The 16,941-nt window shown below is 37.0% G+C and carries 17 protein-coding genes; 15 read left to right on the top strand and 2 right to left on the bottom strand.

Features of this window, described 5'->3' with window-relative positions; all coding sequences use genetic code 11:
• From JMX83_RS03230 to JMX83_RS03190, 9 genes are all read left to right on the top strand, one after another.
• On the top strand, nucleotides 1-115 hold a 115-nt coding region (locus JMX83_RS03230; RefSeq protein ID WP_162628550.1), incomplete at its 5' end, for a transposase.
• Complete coding sequence (locus JMX83_RS03225; RefSeq protein WP_201599061.1) at nucleotides 115-477, top strand: hypothetical protein; 363 nt, start codon at nucleotides 115-117, stop codon at nucleotides 475-477. The genes JMX83_RS03230 and JMX83_RS03225, both read left to right, overlap by 1 nt.
• The gene (locus tag JMX83_RS03220) at nucleotides 477-1,400 is read left to right on the top strand and encodes a PilW family protein (protein WP_227675692.1); all 924 of its coding nucleotides are present in this window, start codon (nucleotides 477-479) and stop codon (nucleotides 1,398-1,400) included. The genes JMX83_RS03225 and JMX83_RS03220 overlap by 1 nt, the downstream gene beginning before the upstream one ends.
• A gap of 12 nt (nucleotides 1,401-1,412) precedes the next feature.
• Entirely contained in the window at nucleotides 1,413-2,228 is an 816-nt protein-coding gene (locus JMX83_RS03215; protein WP_201599058.1) for a pilus assembly protein PilX, read from the top strand.
• Nucleotides 2,229-2,330: 102 nt separating this feature from the next.
• Nucleotides 2,331-6,362 carry a pilus assembly protein gene (locus JMX83_RS03210; protein WP_201599055.1) on the top strand — a complete coding sequence of 1,344 codons (4,032 nt, stop codon included), beginning with the start codon at nucleotides 2,331-2,333 and terminating at the stop codon, nucleotides 6,360-6,362.
• Nucleotides 6,363-6,401: 39 nt separating this feature from the next.
• On the top strand, nucleotides 6,402-6,983 hold the full coding sequence (locus JMX83_RS15405; protein WP_201599052.1) for a type IV pilin protein: 582 nt from the start codon (nucleotides 6,402-6,404) through the stop codon (nucleotides 6,981-6,983).
• Nucleotides 6,983-7,450: a type IV pilin protein gene (locus tag JMX83_RS03200; protein WP_201599049.1), complete on the top strand. Its 468-nt coding sequence runs from the start codon at nucleotides 6,983-6,985 to the stop codon at nucleotides 7,448-7,450. Before JMX83_RS15405 ends, JMX83_RS03200 begins: the two co-directional genes overlap by 1 nt.
• Before the next feature lie 307 nt (nucleotides 7,451-7,757).
• Complete coding sequence (locus JMX83_RS03195) at nucleotides 7,758-8,198, top strand: prepilin-type N-terminal cleavage/methylation domain-containing protein (RefSeq protein WP_201599046.1); 441 nt, start codon at nucleotides 7,758-7,760, stop codon at nucleotides 8,196-8,198.
• A gap of 84 nt (nucleotides 8,199-8,282) precedes the next feature.
• Nucleotides 8,283-9,608, top strand: coding sequence for an O-antigen ligase family protein (locus tag JMX83_RS03190; protein WP_227675691.1), 1,326 nt, complete (start codon nucleotides 8,283-8,285; stop codon nucleotides 9,606-9,608).
• 214 nt (nucleotides 9,609-9,822) lie between these two features.
• Here the strand turns inward: JMX83_RS03190 and JMX83_RS15425 are convergent, their stop codons facing one another.
• Both JMX83_RS15425 and JMX83_RS03180 read right to left on the bottom strand, forming a co-directional pair.
• Nucleotides 9,823-10,041, bottom strand: a complete 219-nt coding sequence (locus tag JMX83_RS15425; RefSeq protein ID WP_201599043.1) for a transposase — start codon at nucleotides 10,039-10,041, stop codon at nucleotides 9,823-9,825.
• 178 nt (nucleotides 10,042-10,219) lie between these two features.
• Nucleotides 10,220-10,567 (bottom strand): IS630 transposase-related protein, encoded by a 348-nt coding sequence (locus tag JMX83_RS03180; protein ID WP_201599041.1) that lies wholly within the window; start codon nucleotides 10,565-10,567, stop codon nucleotides 10,220-10,222.
• 153 nt (nucleotides 10,568-10,720) lie between these two features.
• Between JMX83_RS03180 and JMX83_RS03175 the strand changes: the two genes are divergently transcribed.
• The 6 genes from JMX83_RS03175 (at nucleotide 10,721) to JMX83_RS03150 (ending at nucleotide 16,940) form a co-directional block, all read left to right on the top strand.
• Nucleotides 10,721-11,167 (top strand): pilin, encoded by a 447-nt coding sequence (locus JMX83_RS03175; protein WP_201599089.1) that lies wholly within the window; start codon nucleotides 10,721-10,723, stop codon nucleotides 11,165-11,167.
• 151 nt (nucleotides 11,168-11,318) lie between these two features.
• A complete protein-coding gene (locus JMX83_RS03170; protein WP_201599039.1) occupies nucleotides 11,319-12,578 on the top strand; it encodes a sugar transferase in 1,260 nt (419 codons plus the stop codon).
• A 43-nt stretch (nucleotides 12,579-12,621) separates the two neighbouring features.
• Entirely contained in the window at nucleotides 12,622-14,421 is a 1,800-nt protein-coding gene (locus tag JMX83_RS03165; protein ID WP_201599038.1) for an ABC transporter ATP-binding protein, read from the top strand.
• Nucleotides 14,422-14,479: 58 nt separating this feature from the next.
• Nucleotides 14,480-15,400, top strand: a complete 921-nt coding sequence (locus tag JMX83_RS03160) for a glycosyltransferase family 2 protein (protein ID WP_201599032.1) — start codon at nucleotides 14,480-14,482, stop codon at nucleotides 15,398-15,400.
• Entirely contained in the window at nucleotides 15,390-16,139 is a 750-nt protein-coding gene (locus JMX83_RS03155; RefSeq protein WP_201599031.1) for a glycosyltransferase family 32 protein, read from the top strand. The genes JMX83_RS03160 and JMX83_RS03155 overlap by 11 nt, the downstream gene beginning before the upstream one ends.
• Before the next feature lie 30 nt (nucleotides 16,140-16,169).
• The gene (locus JMX83_RS03150) at nucleotides 16,170-16,940 is read left to right on the top strand and encodes a glycosyltransferase family 25 protein (protein WP_201599026.1); all 771 of its coding nucleotides are present in this window, start codon (nucleotides 16,170-16,172) and stop codon (nucleotides 16,938-16,940) included.
• The last annotated feature ends 1 nt before the right edge of the window (nucleotide 16,941 follow it).

Raw genomic sequence — 16,941 nt, 5'->3', positions numbered from 1 at the left:
GAACTTCTTTGCCAAGATTAAGCAGTATCGTGCGATTGCCACTCGCTATGATAAGTTAGCCAGTCATTTCCTTAGTGCCATTCACTTAGTTTCTTGTGTCGTTTGGCTTAATTGATGACACGCCCTAGTGTCAGTGTTGATGGCAAAGCAATTAGTATAAGCGGCGCTAATAACTGTCTGTCTACAGAAATACAGACAGTAGCCACTAAAAAGATTCCAAAGCAGGCTTGTACTATTAATCAGCTGGCTGCTCGCGATATTTTATTGGTTAAAAAGATAGCATTAGATGAAGATATCAAGCTTGCAGTAGTGACCTGTCCAGGTACAACAACACAAGCTATTCAGCAGCAAATGTGTGTGATTACTGCTTGGAGTGATACAGAAGCTCTACTAAATAGTAGCAACTCTAATGCTTGTGCCAATGAAGAGGGCATTTATAAGACCGGTAGCAGCTGTCTAATTTCGGAGGCATACTAGTGAGTTATACTACCAATAAGTCTTATCATGTGGGATCGGCTGGTTTTACTTTAATTGAGTTAATGATATCGCTAGTGCTAGGGTTGCTCATATCAGCAGCAGTCATTCAGGTTTACATTATCAATATGCGTACGGCTACTGTGCAACAGAGTGCTTCAGAGGTACAGGACAGTAGTATATTTGCAATGCAAGCTATCGAAGATAATGTACGTATTGCCAACTTAGGTAACCCGATTACGTCAATTAATAGCACTACCAAAAATGGTGGCATAGTGTTGACTACGACTAACTTAGGTAGTGCTAATACGACTGAAGCCAAATTCCTTACGACCAATAATACAGGTCTATCTAACATCAACAATATTGCTAGTGATCAACTAACCATTCAATATAAAAACATTACTCAAAATTCACTATTCGACTGTGAAGGTACAGAGGTTTTAGCGAGTAGTAACGATTGGGTAGTTGAGCGTTATTTTATAAGAGCCACTGATAGTAGTTCAACTACAGGCGTCAGAAGCTTGTCATTAGCTTGTGATGCTGGACGTATCGATAATACGGGTGTAGTGACTACCCCTTTTTCAGGTAACGGCCAAATAATCGTAGAGGCAGTAGACCAGTTCAAAATATTATTAGGCATACAAACGGATGCTAAAAATCTAACTTATATAACAGTAGATGCTTATTTGCAACTTTCAGACAAACCGCCGATTACTACAATTAAGACAGGGGTTATTATTCGTAGTAATACACCATTAGCGAATGAAACTGACAAAAGTACATTTGTCGTTCTTGGTACTGAGCAGACGCTAAAAACAGATACAACACGGGCTAACTATTACAGACGTAGTTATGAATCAACAGTGTTGTTGCGTAATGCTCGAGTAATAAACTTTACTGCTAGCGCAGCACCAGCTGCCTAATTAGAGGGTAAGATGCCAAATTATCAGCAGAACCAGTACCCTAAAACTGCTCTTTCGAACCATCAACAAGGTGCAGTGTTGATAGTTGTATTGCTGTTTTTAGTATTGATTATACTGGCAGGCATTATTGCCGTTAGACAGAGCACAACAGACTTGAGATTGGCAACTAGTGATCAGATTAATACCTTACTATTGCAATCAGCTGACAATGCCAATCAAAATATAGAACAAAGCATCAATGGTAGCAGTGACAGCGAAATCTATAACGATATGTTGTCTTATTCTGGACCATTTGGGCATTTTATTCTAAACAATAATAGCGCAGATAATGAGTTTGTGTTTTGTTTTCGTCCGCGCAATCAGTTTTTTGACATTAATAAAACTTCTATTATGAAGGCTGGTGGTGGCACCATACTGAGTGGTAGCAGAGGTTATTGTAATCCTAGTAAGTCTGAGGATTATATTAGTCAACGTAATGCTAGCATGGCGCAAGTGAATATTTTATTAACGCCACCTAATGCCAGCGATGAACTTTTTAACGGCTACACTATTGGACAGGATGTTGGCGAGATATCTAGCTTGGCTTTTACATTTGATATAAATAGCACTTCAGTATTACCTGCTTATGCTGACACTAAAGATTGCTTTACAAAATCTACTCGCTTGGGGGTTTCTGGAGCTGACAGCATCAATGATTGTATGGCACAAGCGGGAGTACCTACAACATTATTATACGAAAAAGCCACTGTCGAAAATCAGTCAAAAGGGACAAAATGTGTCGATTTTGGTAAGGGTACAGGTCTACTCTGCACGCTACCTAAAAGTTAGAGTAAAACACTTACTATATTTAGATAAAACAGATACGGTTAGTCAAGTTTACAGCACAACCTAAGCAAGCTAGTTCAACCCATTAGTACGAGGAATTAGGTCATGAAAAAGATAACAAGCAAAATAGAAAAGCGGAAATCATGGCCTACTAGAGTGTTGGTAGCATCAGTAGTAGTAGGATTGACAGTAACGATTGCCCAAGCTGCGACGACCACTAATCGTAAGCCTATTGGTGATTTGGAGATATATTCTCCCGCCAAGCCAGGCACCGCGACTATCTTTATGATGCTAGATACTTCCGGCAGTATGGGTGATGGTTTTATCAAAGAAGACTATGGCAATCAATTCAATAACTGTCGTGCAAGTGACATCTTATCAGAGACGATTCTGGCAGTGGTCTATAATCGCAAGCTTGATTCCACTCAATCAGACGGACTATTAAGAGATGCTAACGGCAATACTGTTAAAGATCTGACATCGATTAATAGTCAGATACTCTTTACACCTAGCGGCTGTACTGTCGGTAACACTGTAAGGTATTCTAGATTAGTACGATTGCAGATCGCGCTTATAGAGCTACTGGCAGATAACATATACAAAAGCAATGTGTTGAAACCCACAGGCTCTCTATCAGATGATTATGAGATTGGTTTAGGAAACTATAGTTACAATGGTAATGGTAAGACAGGGGTCGTATTAGTACCCACAAAAGCTCTTTCATCAAGCCAGCGTACAAAGCTAATTCAAAAAACTAAAGACTTGGTAGCGACAGGAGGCACACCAACTGCACATGCTTTAGCAGAATCAGGCGCCTATATGATGGGGACGACTACGCTGTCTGATGTCAAAGTTGTGGCTGAAAGAGAGTATAGCGGTAATACCCCCTATTGGCGTAGGTGTTTTGGTAATGAAACTTCACTAACTTATGATTCTGAGCTAGGTATCTATGTCTATGATTGCAATAATTGGGGTAACTTCTCATCAAATTCAAATGTACTTCCAACCTATAACGTAGCTTCGAATATAGACCACGCTGATAATGGCCGTACTTACTTTGCAGGGGATAACTCAGACAGTGGTTATTTTGATTCAGTAGCAACCTCCAAGCGCGGTAATAATGCTCTAGGCGGTCAAGAAAACGGCTATGTCTCGCCGTTAAACCCCAAAGAATGTAGTGGTAATGGTATCTATATCCTAACTGATGGTGAGCCCAATGGTAGTAGTGCCAATAGATCAAAAACCATTATGAATGCTTCATTAGCTAACGCCCCAACACTATCAATGAACTCCTGTAATGGTCTATCCGGAGGAAATAGTACAGGTGCTTGGGACTGTATGGCGGATTACGCTGCTCTACTCCGTAATCCACTTAATAATCCACTTAGATTACCTATAAAAACAGCAACTGTAGGATTTGGTAAAGCGTTCGATGGTTTAACGGGTAAACGTACTATCATTCTCAATAATGAACCAAAAGAAGTGGTTGATTGCGATAGTGGTCCTACTAGTGGTAACAACAAAGTGAGCCAGGACACACGCAATTTATGTAAGCTTGGCGAACGCAAAGGTGATAATGAGGCCAAAACTTTTGGTGATGGCGGCTTTTACTACACAGAAGAATCACAAGATATTGCTAATAGTATTGTCGACTTTGCTTCAGGTCTAGTACAAGTGATTAATACTGCACCTTCAGGAACTATCACCATCCCTGAAGATCCGTATCTTGCATCAAATCAGCTACCCTATGCTTATTTGCCAATGCTAGATCCTGATATCAATTCAGCTGCCAGTATATGGAAAGGTAATCTCAAAAAGTATGACCTAAATCAAGGAACGCTGTTTGGTAAAAGTAACAGGCAACTATATAAAGATATTTTTAACAATGCTAATTTGAACAGTAATACAGGTATCCTTGACTCTAGAACACAAGACTTATGGCAGACCCAAGCTTTCGAAGTCAATGCAGCTGCCGCTAACAATAATATTTTTGCAGGCGGTGTTTATAGTCAGCTACGCACGCCAAGCTCAGGTTTGAGTAGTGTTCGTAGTGTTTATGTTGAAGACTTTACTAGTACTACTGACAAAACCCCTATTCTACGTAAATTAAGTGTAGACGGCTCTGGTAAGCCAGTAGGGTTCAATAATTTAAAGGATACCGATGTATACACTCAGCTAAACCAGCGCCGTCTACTTAGCTTCTTAGGTTTTGAAAGCGTATTGACTAGTGGTGGTCAGCCAGCTTCTACTGCGACTGTTTCTAGCTTGACGCTTACTAAGCCTACCTCTGAGGTCAAAGTTTTGGGTGGGGTGGTACATTCAAAACCGACAACGATTTCGTACGGTGCCACTTTAGATGAAAGGGGACGCATCACTGATAATCGTGCTGATTACGTATTGTTCGGTTCAATGGATGGAGCGCTTCATATTGTCAATGCAGATGATGGCAAAGAAGATGCTGCCATCATTCCTAAATTTATGCTAAAGGCGCAGCCTGAGGCTTTGGTCAATGGGTCTATCAAAAATAAAGTAGGCGAACCCTATTTTGGTGTCGATGCGCCTTGGCTAGTCACCACTGATTATAACTACGATCTAGCAGGAGCGGCAGGTACAGATAAGCGTGTTACTGTCGATACGACAGCAGGTAAGGGCATGTTTGCATACGGCGGTTTGCGTATGGGTGGTCAGGCCTTTTATGGCATGAATATCTCCGATCGCGCCGATCCAAAAATTATTTTTACAATTACACCCGATGGTCTTAATTATACTACTTCCGACGATTTCAAACGTTTAGGTCAAATTTGGAGTAAGCCTACCGCAGCGAGAGTGCGTCTCACTAGGGATGCTGAGCCTATCGATGTCCTTATCTTTGGTGGTGGTTACGATATGACCAGTGGTGAGGACGGATTTGGCTATGAAAACGAGGCCTACGTCCCAACTACCGCAAAACCAGCTCGTGGCAATGCTATCTACATGATCAATGCCAAAAGTGGTGAGCTAATAGGCTCAATCAGTGGGGAAGCGGGTGGTACTAAAAACATTAAAACCGCTTCTATGATCAATAGCATCGTTGGAGAGGTCACAGTGCTTGATAGAGACAATGATGGTTTAGTCGATCATATCTATGCCGCTGATTTGGGGGGACAGGTTTTCCGCGCAGATTTTGAAAATGCCCGTCCAGCGAAATTTGGCTTTACTGCCGTCAATAATTTTTCGATTAAACGTGTGACTCGAATACTCAATGCAGCCCCTACTGATGGCAAGTTTGCCTATCGATTCTACGAGCGTCCAGTCGTAAGCTTTCATCGTAACGAGGGCGGTGGTGTCAATAACGGCACACTCTTTGCTTTAGTCAATGTTATCTCTGGTAATAGAAGTGCACCTCTATCAACGCTGCGTGATAACAATACTTTTGCGAATCGCATCTATGGCATTATTGACAACGATGTCACAAGTACGATGCTTTATAACAATAATTTTACGCTTACCGTCAATAATTTAACCGAATCAAGTCTGGTCAATCTATCGACTACACTGGGTAATACACCAACCTTAGCACAGAAGAACACGGCCAAAGCTAGTATGGTGGCTGGCACCACTAAAGGCTGGTACTATCCATTGACTCGTTTCGATGGCTATACCAACGTTCGATACAACAAAGGGGTTGGCGATAGCGTTGTTATTAATAACCTGCTATATACCACGGTTTATAACCCTGATAAAGTTTATGGTACTATCGCTAGCTGTGCTGCTAAGATATCAGGTGGCTCTGAGCGTCAATTATATTGCCTACCTTATGGTATCTGTACTGATGCGACCTCTATCAATGGTACAGGTGGTTTTATTCCGGCTGGTCAAGGTATTCAGGAGTTAGCCCTAGGTGCGTTTAGTAAAGATAGTACAGATACCAAAGTGCTGATAGGAACGTCTACGATTACGGATCGCATTCTCGCGGAAAATCGCACCAACTATGGTACTGATGTCCGCAAAAACTCTAGTAATATTAAGGATCTATATCCTGGTGAAAACAGTCGCCCAACTGCAACAGGCGGTGATGGCACAGCTGCTGAATTCTTGTTCAGTGAGCGTTACACGCTACAACCGCGAGTATGGTATGAGCAAAAACCTTCATCTTAAGAATAGTACTGTGCTTGATAAGGTAATAGGGTGCTAAGTATGAACAAGTCATATGCCATTCCGGTTCGTCAAAATGTAAAAGTGAAAGGATTTACGCTGATAGAGTTGATGGTAGTTGTTGCTATAATTTCGTTATTAGCGGCTATCGCTTTACCGAGCTATCGCCGTTACACGATACTCAATGCAGAGCGTGAGGTGCAAGCAAAGATGTTGCAGATCCAGATTGAACTTGAACGCTGGCGTGCAAGAGCACTAACCTATCAAGGTTTTCAGCCAAAAGTCGTCAACAGTACGACTAATGTTGAAACATACAGCTATATAGATACGCCAATAAACAAAACTATCTATGTGCCAGACGGTACTGGCGCCAGTAATTATCGCTATAAAATTACGCTCGTCGATGGTGGTGATACCACCAAGTCGCTTGTAACAAGTAAAGTAAAAGATACTACAGATAGCATTACTGGTCGTAGCTGGAAAATGTTGGCGACACCGAATGGTTCAGGCGTAACAAAAGGCGCCAATTACATTGTGCTAACCAGTACAGGCCTGCGTTGTCAAAATGTTAGTAGTATTGATATTGCGGCTGCCCATTGTGGTACAGGACAGGAGAATTGGTAATGTCAGTAGGTTTTAAGGAAGACAAGTCATTCTGGACAAATAAGGTGGAGAGGCAAGAAGGCTTTACCCTCATCGAGATGATGATAGTAGTAGCTATCATAGGTGTGCTTGCCGCAATTGCGTATCCCAGCTATCAGCGTTATGTCATCAAGACTAAACGGGTCGATATGATGAGTGAGCTGCACAATATTGCCACTCAAATTCAAAACCGAAAATTGTCACAAGGTAGCTATGCTGCGATTAGTACTGCTGTGATTACCGACTTCAATAATAAACCGTTTCCCACTCAAGGTACGCCTCTCTATACCGTTACGGTCACTCCAAACCCACTTACTTCTAAATGGATAATTACTGCTACACCGAAACAAACTGCACAAATGAAAAGCGATGGTACGCTGACACTCAATTATCAAAGTGTTAAGTGTCGTGCCAGCAATTGTGGTAGTGGCAACCAATGGAATCAGTGACAAAAAAGTTAAAATAACTGGTATTGACAAAAAATGTCAGATTTTATCTTTATTAGTATTGATTTTTATGTCTACTGACAATTTTAAGTAAGCATATCGTAACTTAGGTAAGTTATTGTAAATATAAAATCGATAATTAAGGTATTTGAATACCAACTTATGGACTTCATTGAGAGTTTTTAGAGAAAATTAATAATTGTTATATTTTGGCATACTATCTGCAATAGTTATAACAAGAGAAACATTATATTTATAGCTGGCAGTTAGATAGTAACTCTATTGCCACATTATCCAAAAAGGAGTTCTTATGAACGCTCAAAAAGGTTTTACCTTAATCGAACTAATGATCGTTATCGCTATTATCGGTATTCTAGCGGCAATCGCGATTCCTGCTTATCAGAACTACATTGCTAAGGCACAAGTAGCTGAAGCCTTTACTCTAGCTGATGGTATAAAAACTAGCGTTGGCACTAATTTGCAGTCAGGTACTTGTTTTGCATCAGGTGCTGCAACAGCAGCTACTACTGACACAATCGAAGGTAAATATGGTACAGCGACTACGGTAGCAGATACCACTACAGGTAGTAATGGCTGTGGTATAAAATATACCTTTAAGAGCTCGGGTGTATCAAATAAACTTACTTCAAAAGTTATAGGCATGGCAATAACTGAAAATGGTGTATTGAAGAAAAGTACAGTAACTACCACAGATGCCCCTGCTGACTTATTACCACAATCTTTTACTTAATAGCTATTACACTTAGTTTATTGCAAAAAAAGTCAAACGTTATGTTTGGCTTTTTTTATATCGTTAATTTTGGTTGTATGAGTTATGTATGACAAACAACGATTGGATAACCAATCTAAGTTACAGATAATGAAGGCGATAAAGCTTTTAGCTCATAAAGAATCGTTTATAGGGCTGTATTTTTTATTATTTATAATGGGCGTGACGGTAGGTAGCGGTTACGGTATATACAATGAATCTAGGATCGCTGAAATAGCTTTATTATTAGGCTTAGGAGCACATGCTTGCTTTAATAAATATTATATAGTTACGAAAGTGGAGTACTTGTTTTTTGTCTTTATAATAATAGGTAGCTTTTTTTGGTCCAATTCTTTTTTTATCATAATCGATTTACTATTAGTTTACTTATTATATAAGAGCTTTTTCTTTTTAGAGTATCGGCCACTACTTACTAAAATTATAGTATTAGCTAGTTTCTTAATTTTCCTATTACTACCAGTAGCTATATGGGATTATATTACGTCAGGTATTTACACTAGCAATTGGTACTTATTACGTCTAAATATTCGTATTTATAATAGTTATTTTTTAATAATGTCTATTTTTGCAGTTTGGCTTTATCTTACTGAAAAAAATTATAAAAAATTGTACTTGTCTTTTATTTTCTTAGCTTTCTTATCCATCCTAATGGATGGAGGACGTTCGGCAACATTGGCCTATACAGCTTTTGTTATAATTATTTGTATCTTTAGACGTCCAGTGTCATGGCAGTTGGGATTTGCGTATAGTATGTCATGGCTGACTTATCTAACTATAAATCATCTAGCCAGTTTAAATGCTGTAGAGACACTAGGTTTAGGGATAGCCAGAGCAACTACTAGCCAGCGTTATGATATTTGGATGAACGCGGTGCAGTGTTGGGTTCAAAATCCTATATGGGGTTGTGGCTTTTATCAACTAGATAGTACTCGAAATTTAGCATCGCATCCTCATAACTTATTTTTGCAAGTATTAAGCGAGACAGGACTGATCGGTTTTGGGTTCTTGTTAGCTATTATATTTTCTATTCTTAAAAATATAAGTTGGAACTTAAATAAGGACTACTTTGTTATCGCGGCTCTATTAGCGGTAGTCATTGAAACTTTACTTTCAGGCATTCATATATATCCGATTACACAAATCGCTTTATTATGGTTATTTATTTTTTTATTAAAAAATCCTATTTTCCCACATACATTGTATTTTAATTCATTAATAGCTAGTTTTGCATCAAACAGCTATTTAAGTATCACTGTATACTTAATTTTAACGATTTTCTTTCTTTATTTTTTTATAAATACCTCAGCCCTCATCGATCCCGAACTTTTGACACGTCCACGCTTTTTAGAGAATGGATACAACATTTTTTGATATATTAAAAATATTGATTATTTATCTATTTCTTGTAAATGAATCGATCTAGTATATAGTCAATCCAAGATAAAAGAAGTACATCCCATATCATGAAACAGTTTTGGTAAATTATTCTCCATCCATCCTTGGCGTAGAAACTTAGCTTGTGCCCGTTTTTTATCCTACTCGAGCACAGCTCTCGCCTTGCGCTCGGGCAAAGCAGTGCTTTGTTTTATCCTCGCTCAGGATTCAAGTCAGTACTAGAGGGTGATAGAAATAAAAGACGATGGCCATGCCTATTAAGCAGTCGTCGTACTCGTTTGTGAAAGCTAGCATTATCCATCACAATCACGCATTTGGTCCTAAGATTTGGAATTAGCGTGTATTTGCACCAGTCATAGAATACATCTCCATTGATGTTTTTCTCAAAGTAATCAAGTGCAAATAGCATTTTTTCATATAGAGCACTGATGACATTGGTACGTTTTTTAGCTTGTCAATTATAGCTATCAATACAAGGTTTATCTATCGGTGCATAGCCATAAGGACGAATAGTTTCAGCTTCAAAGCCACTCTCATCCATATAGACAATGGGATAGCCTTGTTGCTTAAAATGATCAAGCTTATTCTTATATATCGCTCTTTTTATTGGATACGCTTTTGGATGTGCTAAGGTCTTTTTTTTGGCTAATATTTAATCTTTTTAAGGCATAGCCAATACCTGATTTACTACAGTTTAAACGACGAGCTCGCTCATACAAATAGTCATCTGGATATTGATTAACGTCTTTTAGAATGGCTTCATTAGGTATACTGGTTGGCGTTTTGACTCTAGTCGTTTGGATGCTTGGGTCTATAAGCCAGCGCTGTAGTGTACTCTTGCTGATATTGTAAAAAGTACAGGCCTGACGGATGCTCATATCTTTTTGCTTAATGTTTTTGATAACTTGTGCTCGAAAATCTGCTGAGTAGGTCATCTTTTATATTTTACTTTGCTTGGTTTAAAAGTATTGTACCTTTTCTATATTGGATTGACTACAAAGAAGACTCACACCTTTCCATTGTTATTGTAAAAAATGATGGCACGATGCGTGCATCATTATGTTATAACTATAAAGCTGGCTAATTGCATGCACCAAAATGATAACAATACCTTTATGGCACAATCTGGCTATACTTTGATAGAGCTAATGATTGCAGTAGCAATTATTGGCATATTAGCGGCTATAGCGACAACTGGCTATTACATGCAGGTAAGGCAAACACAGCTCGCTACTATCTATCAAGAGCTGAGTAATTTCCTTATACCCTATCAGATGTTGATGGATGAAGGGACAATGATGAATAGCTTCAGTGTTGCTGGATTAAATATGTCAACACAGAGTGAATATTGTCAATTTGGCATATCACCGCCAATTGGAGATGGCAGTGCTCCTAATGCAATAACCTGTCACATCCAAAACCTAAATTATTTACAAAACGAATTGATTACTTTAAGCGTTACTGCTGATAGGAAATGGCAGTGTAAGGCATTTGATGGTATTCCTAAGATGTACCTTCCATCTGACTGCAAATGACAACTCTCTTATAATTAAGTACATATACATAAAATTTTTGAAATGGATTATCTATAGCTATTAATATTATTCTTAATAAACTCTTTCATGTTTTTTATTATAAAAAGTAAAAGTACGAAGTGTGTTAATAGTAGAGGTATATATCATTATTATGCAACAAAACTTATGGCAATACTTAAGTATACGTATATTGATAGGCTGGCTGCTTGTTTCTATAACTCCAGCTTTACTATTATTCTGGAGCTTTATTGTCACTGATAATATTCTTATTACTCAAGTAAATAGTGTCATCGTAAGTAGCAGTGCTATTGTTTTTAGTCTTATTGGACTAGAGCGCTTGACCCAATTTCCTGGTCAAAAATCTATGGTAACTGTGCTACCAACATTATTGGCGAGTGGTTTATTAGCAGGGTTAATCTTACTTATATTCCGACTACCTTACTCGGTTTATTACCTATTATTCAGTGCTGTGCTGGGTGTGGTATTTTGCTTTATCTCCCAAGTCGTTTTGCGGGCCGTAACCCAAGTGAAGATAGGTTATGTACCTATAGGTCGCTATCAAAGTTTACTAGATATCAAAAATGTTACTTGGGTAAAGCTATCTAAAGATTTTCAATCCGTAAGCCATCAACACTTACCTTTCCATGCAATAGTTGCCGATCTTTCAGATCATAATTTGTGTTCAGGATGGGAGCAGGTATTGGCCGAGTCTGCTTTGCAGGGCACGCCAGTATATAATATCTTACAAGTAAATGAGTCTCTGACAGGTCGCTTACCAATCAAGCATCTTTATGAGAATAACCTTGGCTCCCTATTACCTTCTCCCAGTTATCTATTAATAAAACGACTGATGGACACAATCATCGTTTTGTTGAGTATGCCTGTGACCGTTCCTTTAGCTATACTAGTAGGAATAGCTATTAAATGGGAAAGCCGTCATAGTAAAAGTACGGTACTATTCAAGCAGCATCGCATAGGACAAGGTAGTAAGCTGTTCACTATGTACAAGTTTCGCAGTATGTTACCGGACTCTGAACAAAATGGTGCCCAAATGGCTACCAGTGTTGATGTGAGGGTGACAAAGTTTGGCAGCTTCATTAGGAAAACACGCTTAGATGAGCTACCACAGTTTATCAATGTATTAAAAGGTGAGATGAGTCTTATTGGGCCAAGGCCCGAACAATTAGACTTCGTCAGGCAATTTAATGAAACGATTCCCTTTTATCGCTATCGACATATCGTCAAACCTGGTATTTCTGGATGGGCACAAGTTATGCAAGGTTATGCTAGTGATGAAGATGAGACTAAGTTGAAGCTCGAATATGATTTCTTTTATATTAAAAATTTCTCCTTGACTTTAGATTTGTTGATCGTGATTAAGACGATAATAACAGGGTTTGGGGCGAGGTAGCTTGCGTTTAATAATTAACATTTTAGATGGTGGTGTATAAGTTTTGATTGAGCTGCTGTGTCAAATAAGTCAGGTATTGGATAGGGAAGATAAGTTGAAGGTTCTACTTATTCTTTTTCTGTTCCTAGTGGGTGGGTGTTTAGAAGTAATAGGTATCGGTATTATATTGCCATACTTAGCCTTATTATTAAATCCAGAAAATTTTGAAGGTTATGTTTTACTCAAAAAATTATATTCAGTGCTCATTGATTATCAGATAATTAGTAATTTGAATGGTTTTTATATATTTTTAACAGCACTAGTTATTTTTTTTTACTGGCTAAAGAATTTATTTTTTATATTTAGTTTAAGGTTCCAGATTAGATTTAATTACGAAATATATAGAAGACTATCATCGAACCTCTTAAGTAAATACTTAAAAGAGAGTTATCTAAATCATATTAATAGAAATACTAGTGAGATAATAAAAAATATAAACCAGCAAACATTGGATTTAGTTCAAGCCTTCTTATTTCCGATACTTATTTTAATTTCTGAATGCCTGATTGTCTTATTGCTTTTAGTTTTTTTATTATTTATTAATCCTTTGTCAAGTTTGTATGTATTTACTTTGTTAGGTTTGACTGTAGTTGTCATTTTTATGTGTATACGCAAGCGCTTACACTTTTCAGGTGAAGCTATATCACGAAGTAGGACAGAAGCGAATAAGCAAGTACTGCAAGGGTTGGGCAGCTTTAAGACAACTAAGATCCTAAATAAAGAAGCTTTCTTTATTCAAAGGTTTAATAGCGCTATAAGTGACATGACAACAGCAAGGCGGTATTACGAATTATCTCAAAACCTGCCAAGATTTTTTCTAGAGACAGCTATTGTCACTGTGATGTTAAGCCTTGCTATGCTGATGTTATTCAATGGAAAACCAACTAGAGAGTTGATTTTGACATTATCCATATTTGGTATGTCGGGTATGCGCTTGATGCCTTCTATGAACCGTATTCTTAACGCCCTGAACTCTACGAGATACTCTCAAGGAATTGTCAAGAGCTTGATGCACGATTTACTTATAGCAAATTTCAAAGGGTCTCAGACAAGTATTTCAGATGGCGCACAACCTATTAAGAATTTCGAAAGTCTAAAATTAGATAATGTTCATTTTAGCTATACTGCTACAGCGCAGACCTTAAACAATCTCAGCTTAACGATTGATGCTAATAAAAGCATAGGGATTGTAGGACATTCAGGATCTGGTAAGAGTACCTTAATTGATATAATGCTTGGTTTATTAGATCCAGATGTAGGCGAGATTAGAGTTAACAATAAGCTATTACTAGATGTGAAAGAATCTTGGCAACAATTAATAGGCTATATACCTCAAGATATTTATCTCTCGGACGATACTATAAAAGCCAATGTAGCTTTTGGTATTGAAAAAAATGAAATAGATGATAAGCAGCTTGCTTTAGTTTTAAAGACCGCTCAACTGGAAGATTTAATCAATGGGTTGAAAGAAGGTGTTGACACAATTATTGGTGAACGTGGGATTAAGATATCGGGTGGTCAACGACAGCGAATTGGTATTGCGCGAGCTCTATATCATAATCCACAAATACTAGTAATGGATGAAGCAACAGCTGCTTTAGATAATGTAACTGAGCATGAGTTTATGCAAGCTATTAATAAATTAAAGGGACGCAAAACTTTAATTATGATTGCTCATCGTATTACAACAGTTAAAAATTGTGACATTATATACGTTATTGAGAATGGTTATATTATCGATAAGGGGAGTTATCAAGAACTATCTTCTTCATCTAAAGTATTTAAGACTTTAGCACAACTATGAGTATTGGTATAAAGCTCAAGAATAATTAAAAAAAACGCTAAAGATACAGGATATTAGAATGAAATTTACAATATTCACTCCTACTTATAACCGTGCTCATATTTTAAAGCGTCTATATGAATCACTTGAAAGTCAAACGATGATAGATTTCGAATGGTTGATAGTTGATGATGGTTCTGTGGACTCTACTAAAGAATATGTAAGAAAAATCCAATCTAAAAGTAGCTTTAGAATTGAGTACATCTATCAGGATAATCTAGGAAAGCAAGCTGCTTATAATACTGGTATTGTTAATGCTAAGTCAAAATTTTTTATTTGTGTTGATTCTGATGATCAGATTAAGAATAAATGTTTAGAAATTTTGGATAAAACATGGTGTTTGTTGGATGATAATGAAAAAAAATATTGTGCAGGTATTGTTTTTCTAGACTGCGACTTAGAGGGTAAGCTGATTGGTACAAAACTACCATTGATCAAGTTCTCGAATATGTACGATTTGTATCACAAGCATTCAGTCGTAGGTGATAAAGGTATTATGTTTCAGACAAGAATTTTGAAAGATTATAAATTTCCTATAGAAAATGGAGAGAGTTTCATTACTGAGGCAGTTCTCTATAATCGAATAAGTCGAATATATAGTTTTTACTGTCTAAATAATATTTTAGAAATTAGAGACTATCAAAAGGATGGACTTTCTTCTAAATATGAACAGCTTATATTAGAAAATCCTCTTGGTAACTCAATATACTTTAATGAGTTAAATTTCTATGAAGAAAGATTTATTCAAAGAATAAAAAATGACGCTGTATCCATTAAACTAAAACTTTTAGGAAAAGTACCAGTTTTAAATATTTATCGAAAATCTTTAAATAAAAAGCACTTCCTTTTTGGGTTTGTTTTAGGAGTTCTAATGTATACCAAAGCCAAATTAAGAAAATTTGCTCAAAATTTTAGGTTGGGAGTAGTTAATGATACCTAGAAAAATACATTACTGCTGGTTTGGGACTAACAAGCTACCAGAGTCTACTAAAAAGTACATTCAGACTTGGAAAAAGTATTTACCTGATTTCGAAATAATATTATGGAATGAAGAGAATTTCGATATAAATTTATACTCTTATGCCAGAGATGCTTATGTAGATGGTAAGTTTGCATTTGTAGCAGATGTATGCAGAGCACATGTTTTGTATCATGAAGGCGGAATCTATTTAGACACAGATGTAGAAGTACTAAAAAGTCTTGAACCATTATTAGAGCATACTGCTTTTGCGGGGTTTGAGGTTAGTACATTGGATATTGTTGATGGTACTAAAGAAGTTAACTTACAAATGGGTGTGATAGGCTCTGAAAAGAACTCACTGTGGGTAGGAAAAATTCTTTCTCACTTCGAGTATCTAAAATATTATAAAGATAATGCCGTTACTATAAATTCAATAGTAGATAGCATTGTCATTGAGCAAGGTTTTGAGCTTAAAGATGAGTTTCAATGTATTGAAGACTATCTTTGTCTCTATCCATCAGCATGCTTTATTGCTAAAGATTATCAGACAGGGATCATTAACACATCAAGCGCTACCTTCTGTATTCATCATTATGATGCAACGTGGTTAGGCTTTCGTATCAGAGCTAAGACTAAGCTTAAGCATCTACTAATAAGCACTCTAAATGAAGATATATTCAAAAAACTTATCATAATTAAAAGAAAAATAATCAAATAAGCCTAGAGCTACTTATAGTGAGAATATTAGATGCAAGTTTATGTAGTCAGTCTCAAAGACTCTATTGATAGACAAAACAGTATCACCACGCAATGTGAGAAACTTGATATCTCACCGGTTTTTATCGATGCTGTCAATGGTAAAAACCTCTCTAATTCTGAAGTTAGTCAATATTGTAATCAAAAAAAAGCTAAGCAGCTATTTGGTAGAGAGCTGTTATTAGGTGAGATTGGTTGTGCATTAAGTCATAAAAAAATCTATCAAAAAATAGTTGATGAAAATATTCCTTATGCGGTTATCCTTGAAGATGACGCTATTTTTGATAGAGACTTTTCTATTGTGGTAAAAAATATAATGGCAGCGCCATTGTCGTGGGAGCTCATACTTTTAGGGCATTATAAAAGTAACCTAAAAGGCCTAAAGTCGCCTATTAGCTTATGGCATAGGCATCGTATTACTTCTAAATTTCTTTTAGGGCGTTTGGTTGATTTTGGTTTTGGTACTCATGGTTATATGATAACTATTGAAGGCGCGAAAAAGTTAATAGCAGCATTAGATGTTATTTATAAACCAATTGATCACTATACTTCTAATAGTAATATTATTAATGTCTATGGGCTCTCTCCTACAGTAGTCAACGTTGATAGTAATTTTGATACACTCATCGACTATGATAAAGTACGGAAAAATACCAGTGATAAATCTTCCGTTTTGATATTAAGAAAAATAGGGATTATTAATACCATGGTTAAATTTAAAAGTCTTTTTAAATCATTAAAGCCTATTAAAAAATATAAGTAAC

It is taken from the genome of Psychrobacter piscatorii (genome assembly GCF_904846415.1).
In the GTDB taxonomy this organism is placed as follows: Bacteria; Pseudomonadota; Gammaproteobacteria; order Pseudomonadales; family Moraxellaceae; genus Psychrobacter; species Psychrobacter piscatorii.
The sequence above is the reverse complement of the archived record's forward strand: the minus strand, read 5'-3'. Positions and strand labels throughout refer to the sequence as shown.

What these genes read in the sequence shown, in the direction of transcription:
- JMX83_RS03225 (WP_201599061.1), top strand. Translation starts at nt 115, where the DNA reads ATGACACGCCCTAGTGTCAGTGTTGATGGCAAAGCAATTAGTATAAGC.
- JMX83_RS03215 (WP_201599058.1), top strand. Translation starts at nt 1,413, where the DNA reads ATGCCAAATTATCAGCAGAACCAGTACCCTAAAACTGCTCTTTCGAAC.
- JMX83_RS03210 (WP_201599055.1), top strand. Translation starts at nt 2,331, where the DNA reads ATGAAAAAGATAACAAGCAAAATAGAAAAGCGGAAATCATGGCCTACT.
- JMX83_RS15405 (WP_201599052.1), top strand. Translation starts at nt 6,402, where the DNA reads ATGAACAAGTCATATGCCATTCCGGTTCGTCAAAATGTAAAAGTGAAA.
- JMX83_RS03200 (WP_201599049.1), top strand. Translation starts at nt 6,983, where the DNA reads ATGTCAGTAGGTTTTAAGGAAGACAAGTCATTCTGGACAAATAAGGTG.
- JMX83_RS03195 (WP_201599046.1), top strand. Translation starts at nt 7,758, where the DNA reads ATGAACGCTCAAAAAGGTTTTACCTTAATCGAACTAATGATCGTTATC.
- JMX83_RS03190 (WP_227675691.1), top strand. Translation starts at nt 8,283, where the DNA reads ATGTATGACAAACAACGATTGGATAACCAATCTAAGTTACAGATAATG.
- JMX83_RS15425 (WP_201599043.1), bottom strand. Translation starts at nt 10,041, where the DNA reads ATGCTATTTGCACTTGATTACTTTGAGAAAAACATCAATGGAGATGTA.
- JMX83_RS03180 (WP_201599041.1), bottom strand. Translation starts at nt 10,567, where the DNA reads ATGACCTACTCAGCAGATTTTCGAGCACAAGTTATCAAAAACATTAAG.
- JMX83_RS03175 (WP_201599089.1), top strand. Translation starts at nt 10,721, where the DNA reads ATGCACCAAAATGATAACAATACCTTTATGGCACAATCTGGCTATACT.
- JMX83_RS03170 (WP_201599039.1), top strand. Translation starts at nt 11,319, where the DNA reads ATGCAACAAAACTTATGGCAATACTTAAGTATACGTATATTGATAGGC.
- JMX83_RS03160 (WP_201599032.1), top strand. Translation starts at nt 14,480, where the DNA reads ATGAAATTTACAATATTCACTCCTACTTATAACCGTGCTCATATTTTA.
- JMX83_RS03155 (WP_201599031.1), top strand. Translation starts at nt 15,390, where the DNA reads ATGATACCTAGAAAAATACATTACTGCTGGTTTGGGACTAACAAGCTA.
- JMX83_RS03150 (WP_201599026.1), top strand. Translation starts at nt 16,170, where the DNA reads ATGCAAGTTTATGTAGTCAGTCTCAAAGACTCTATTGATAGACAAAAC.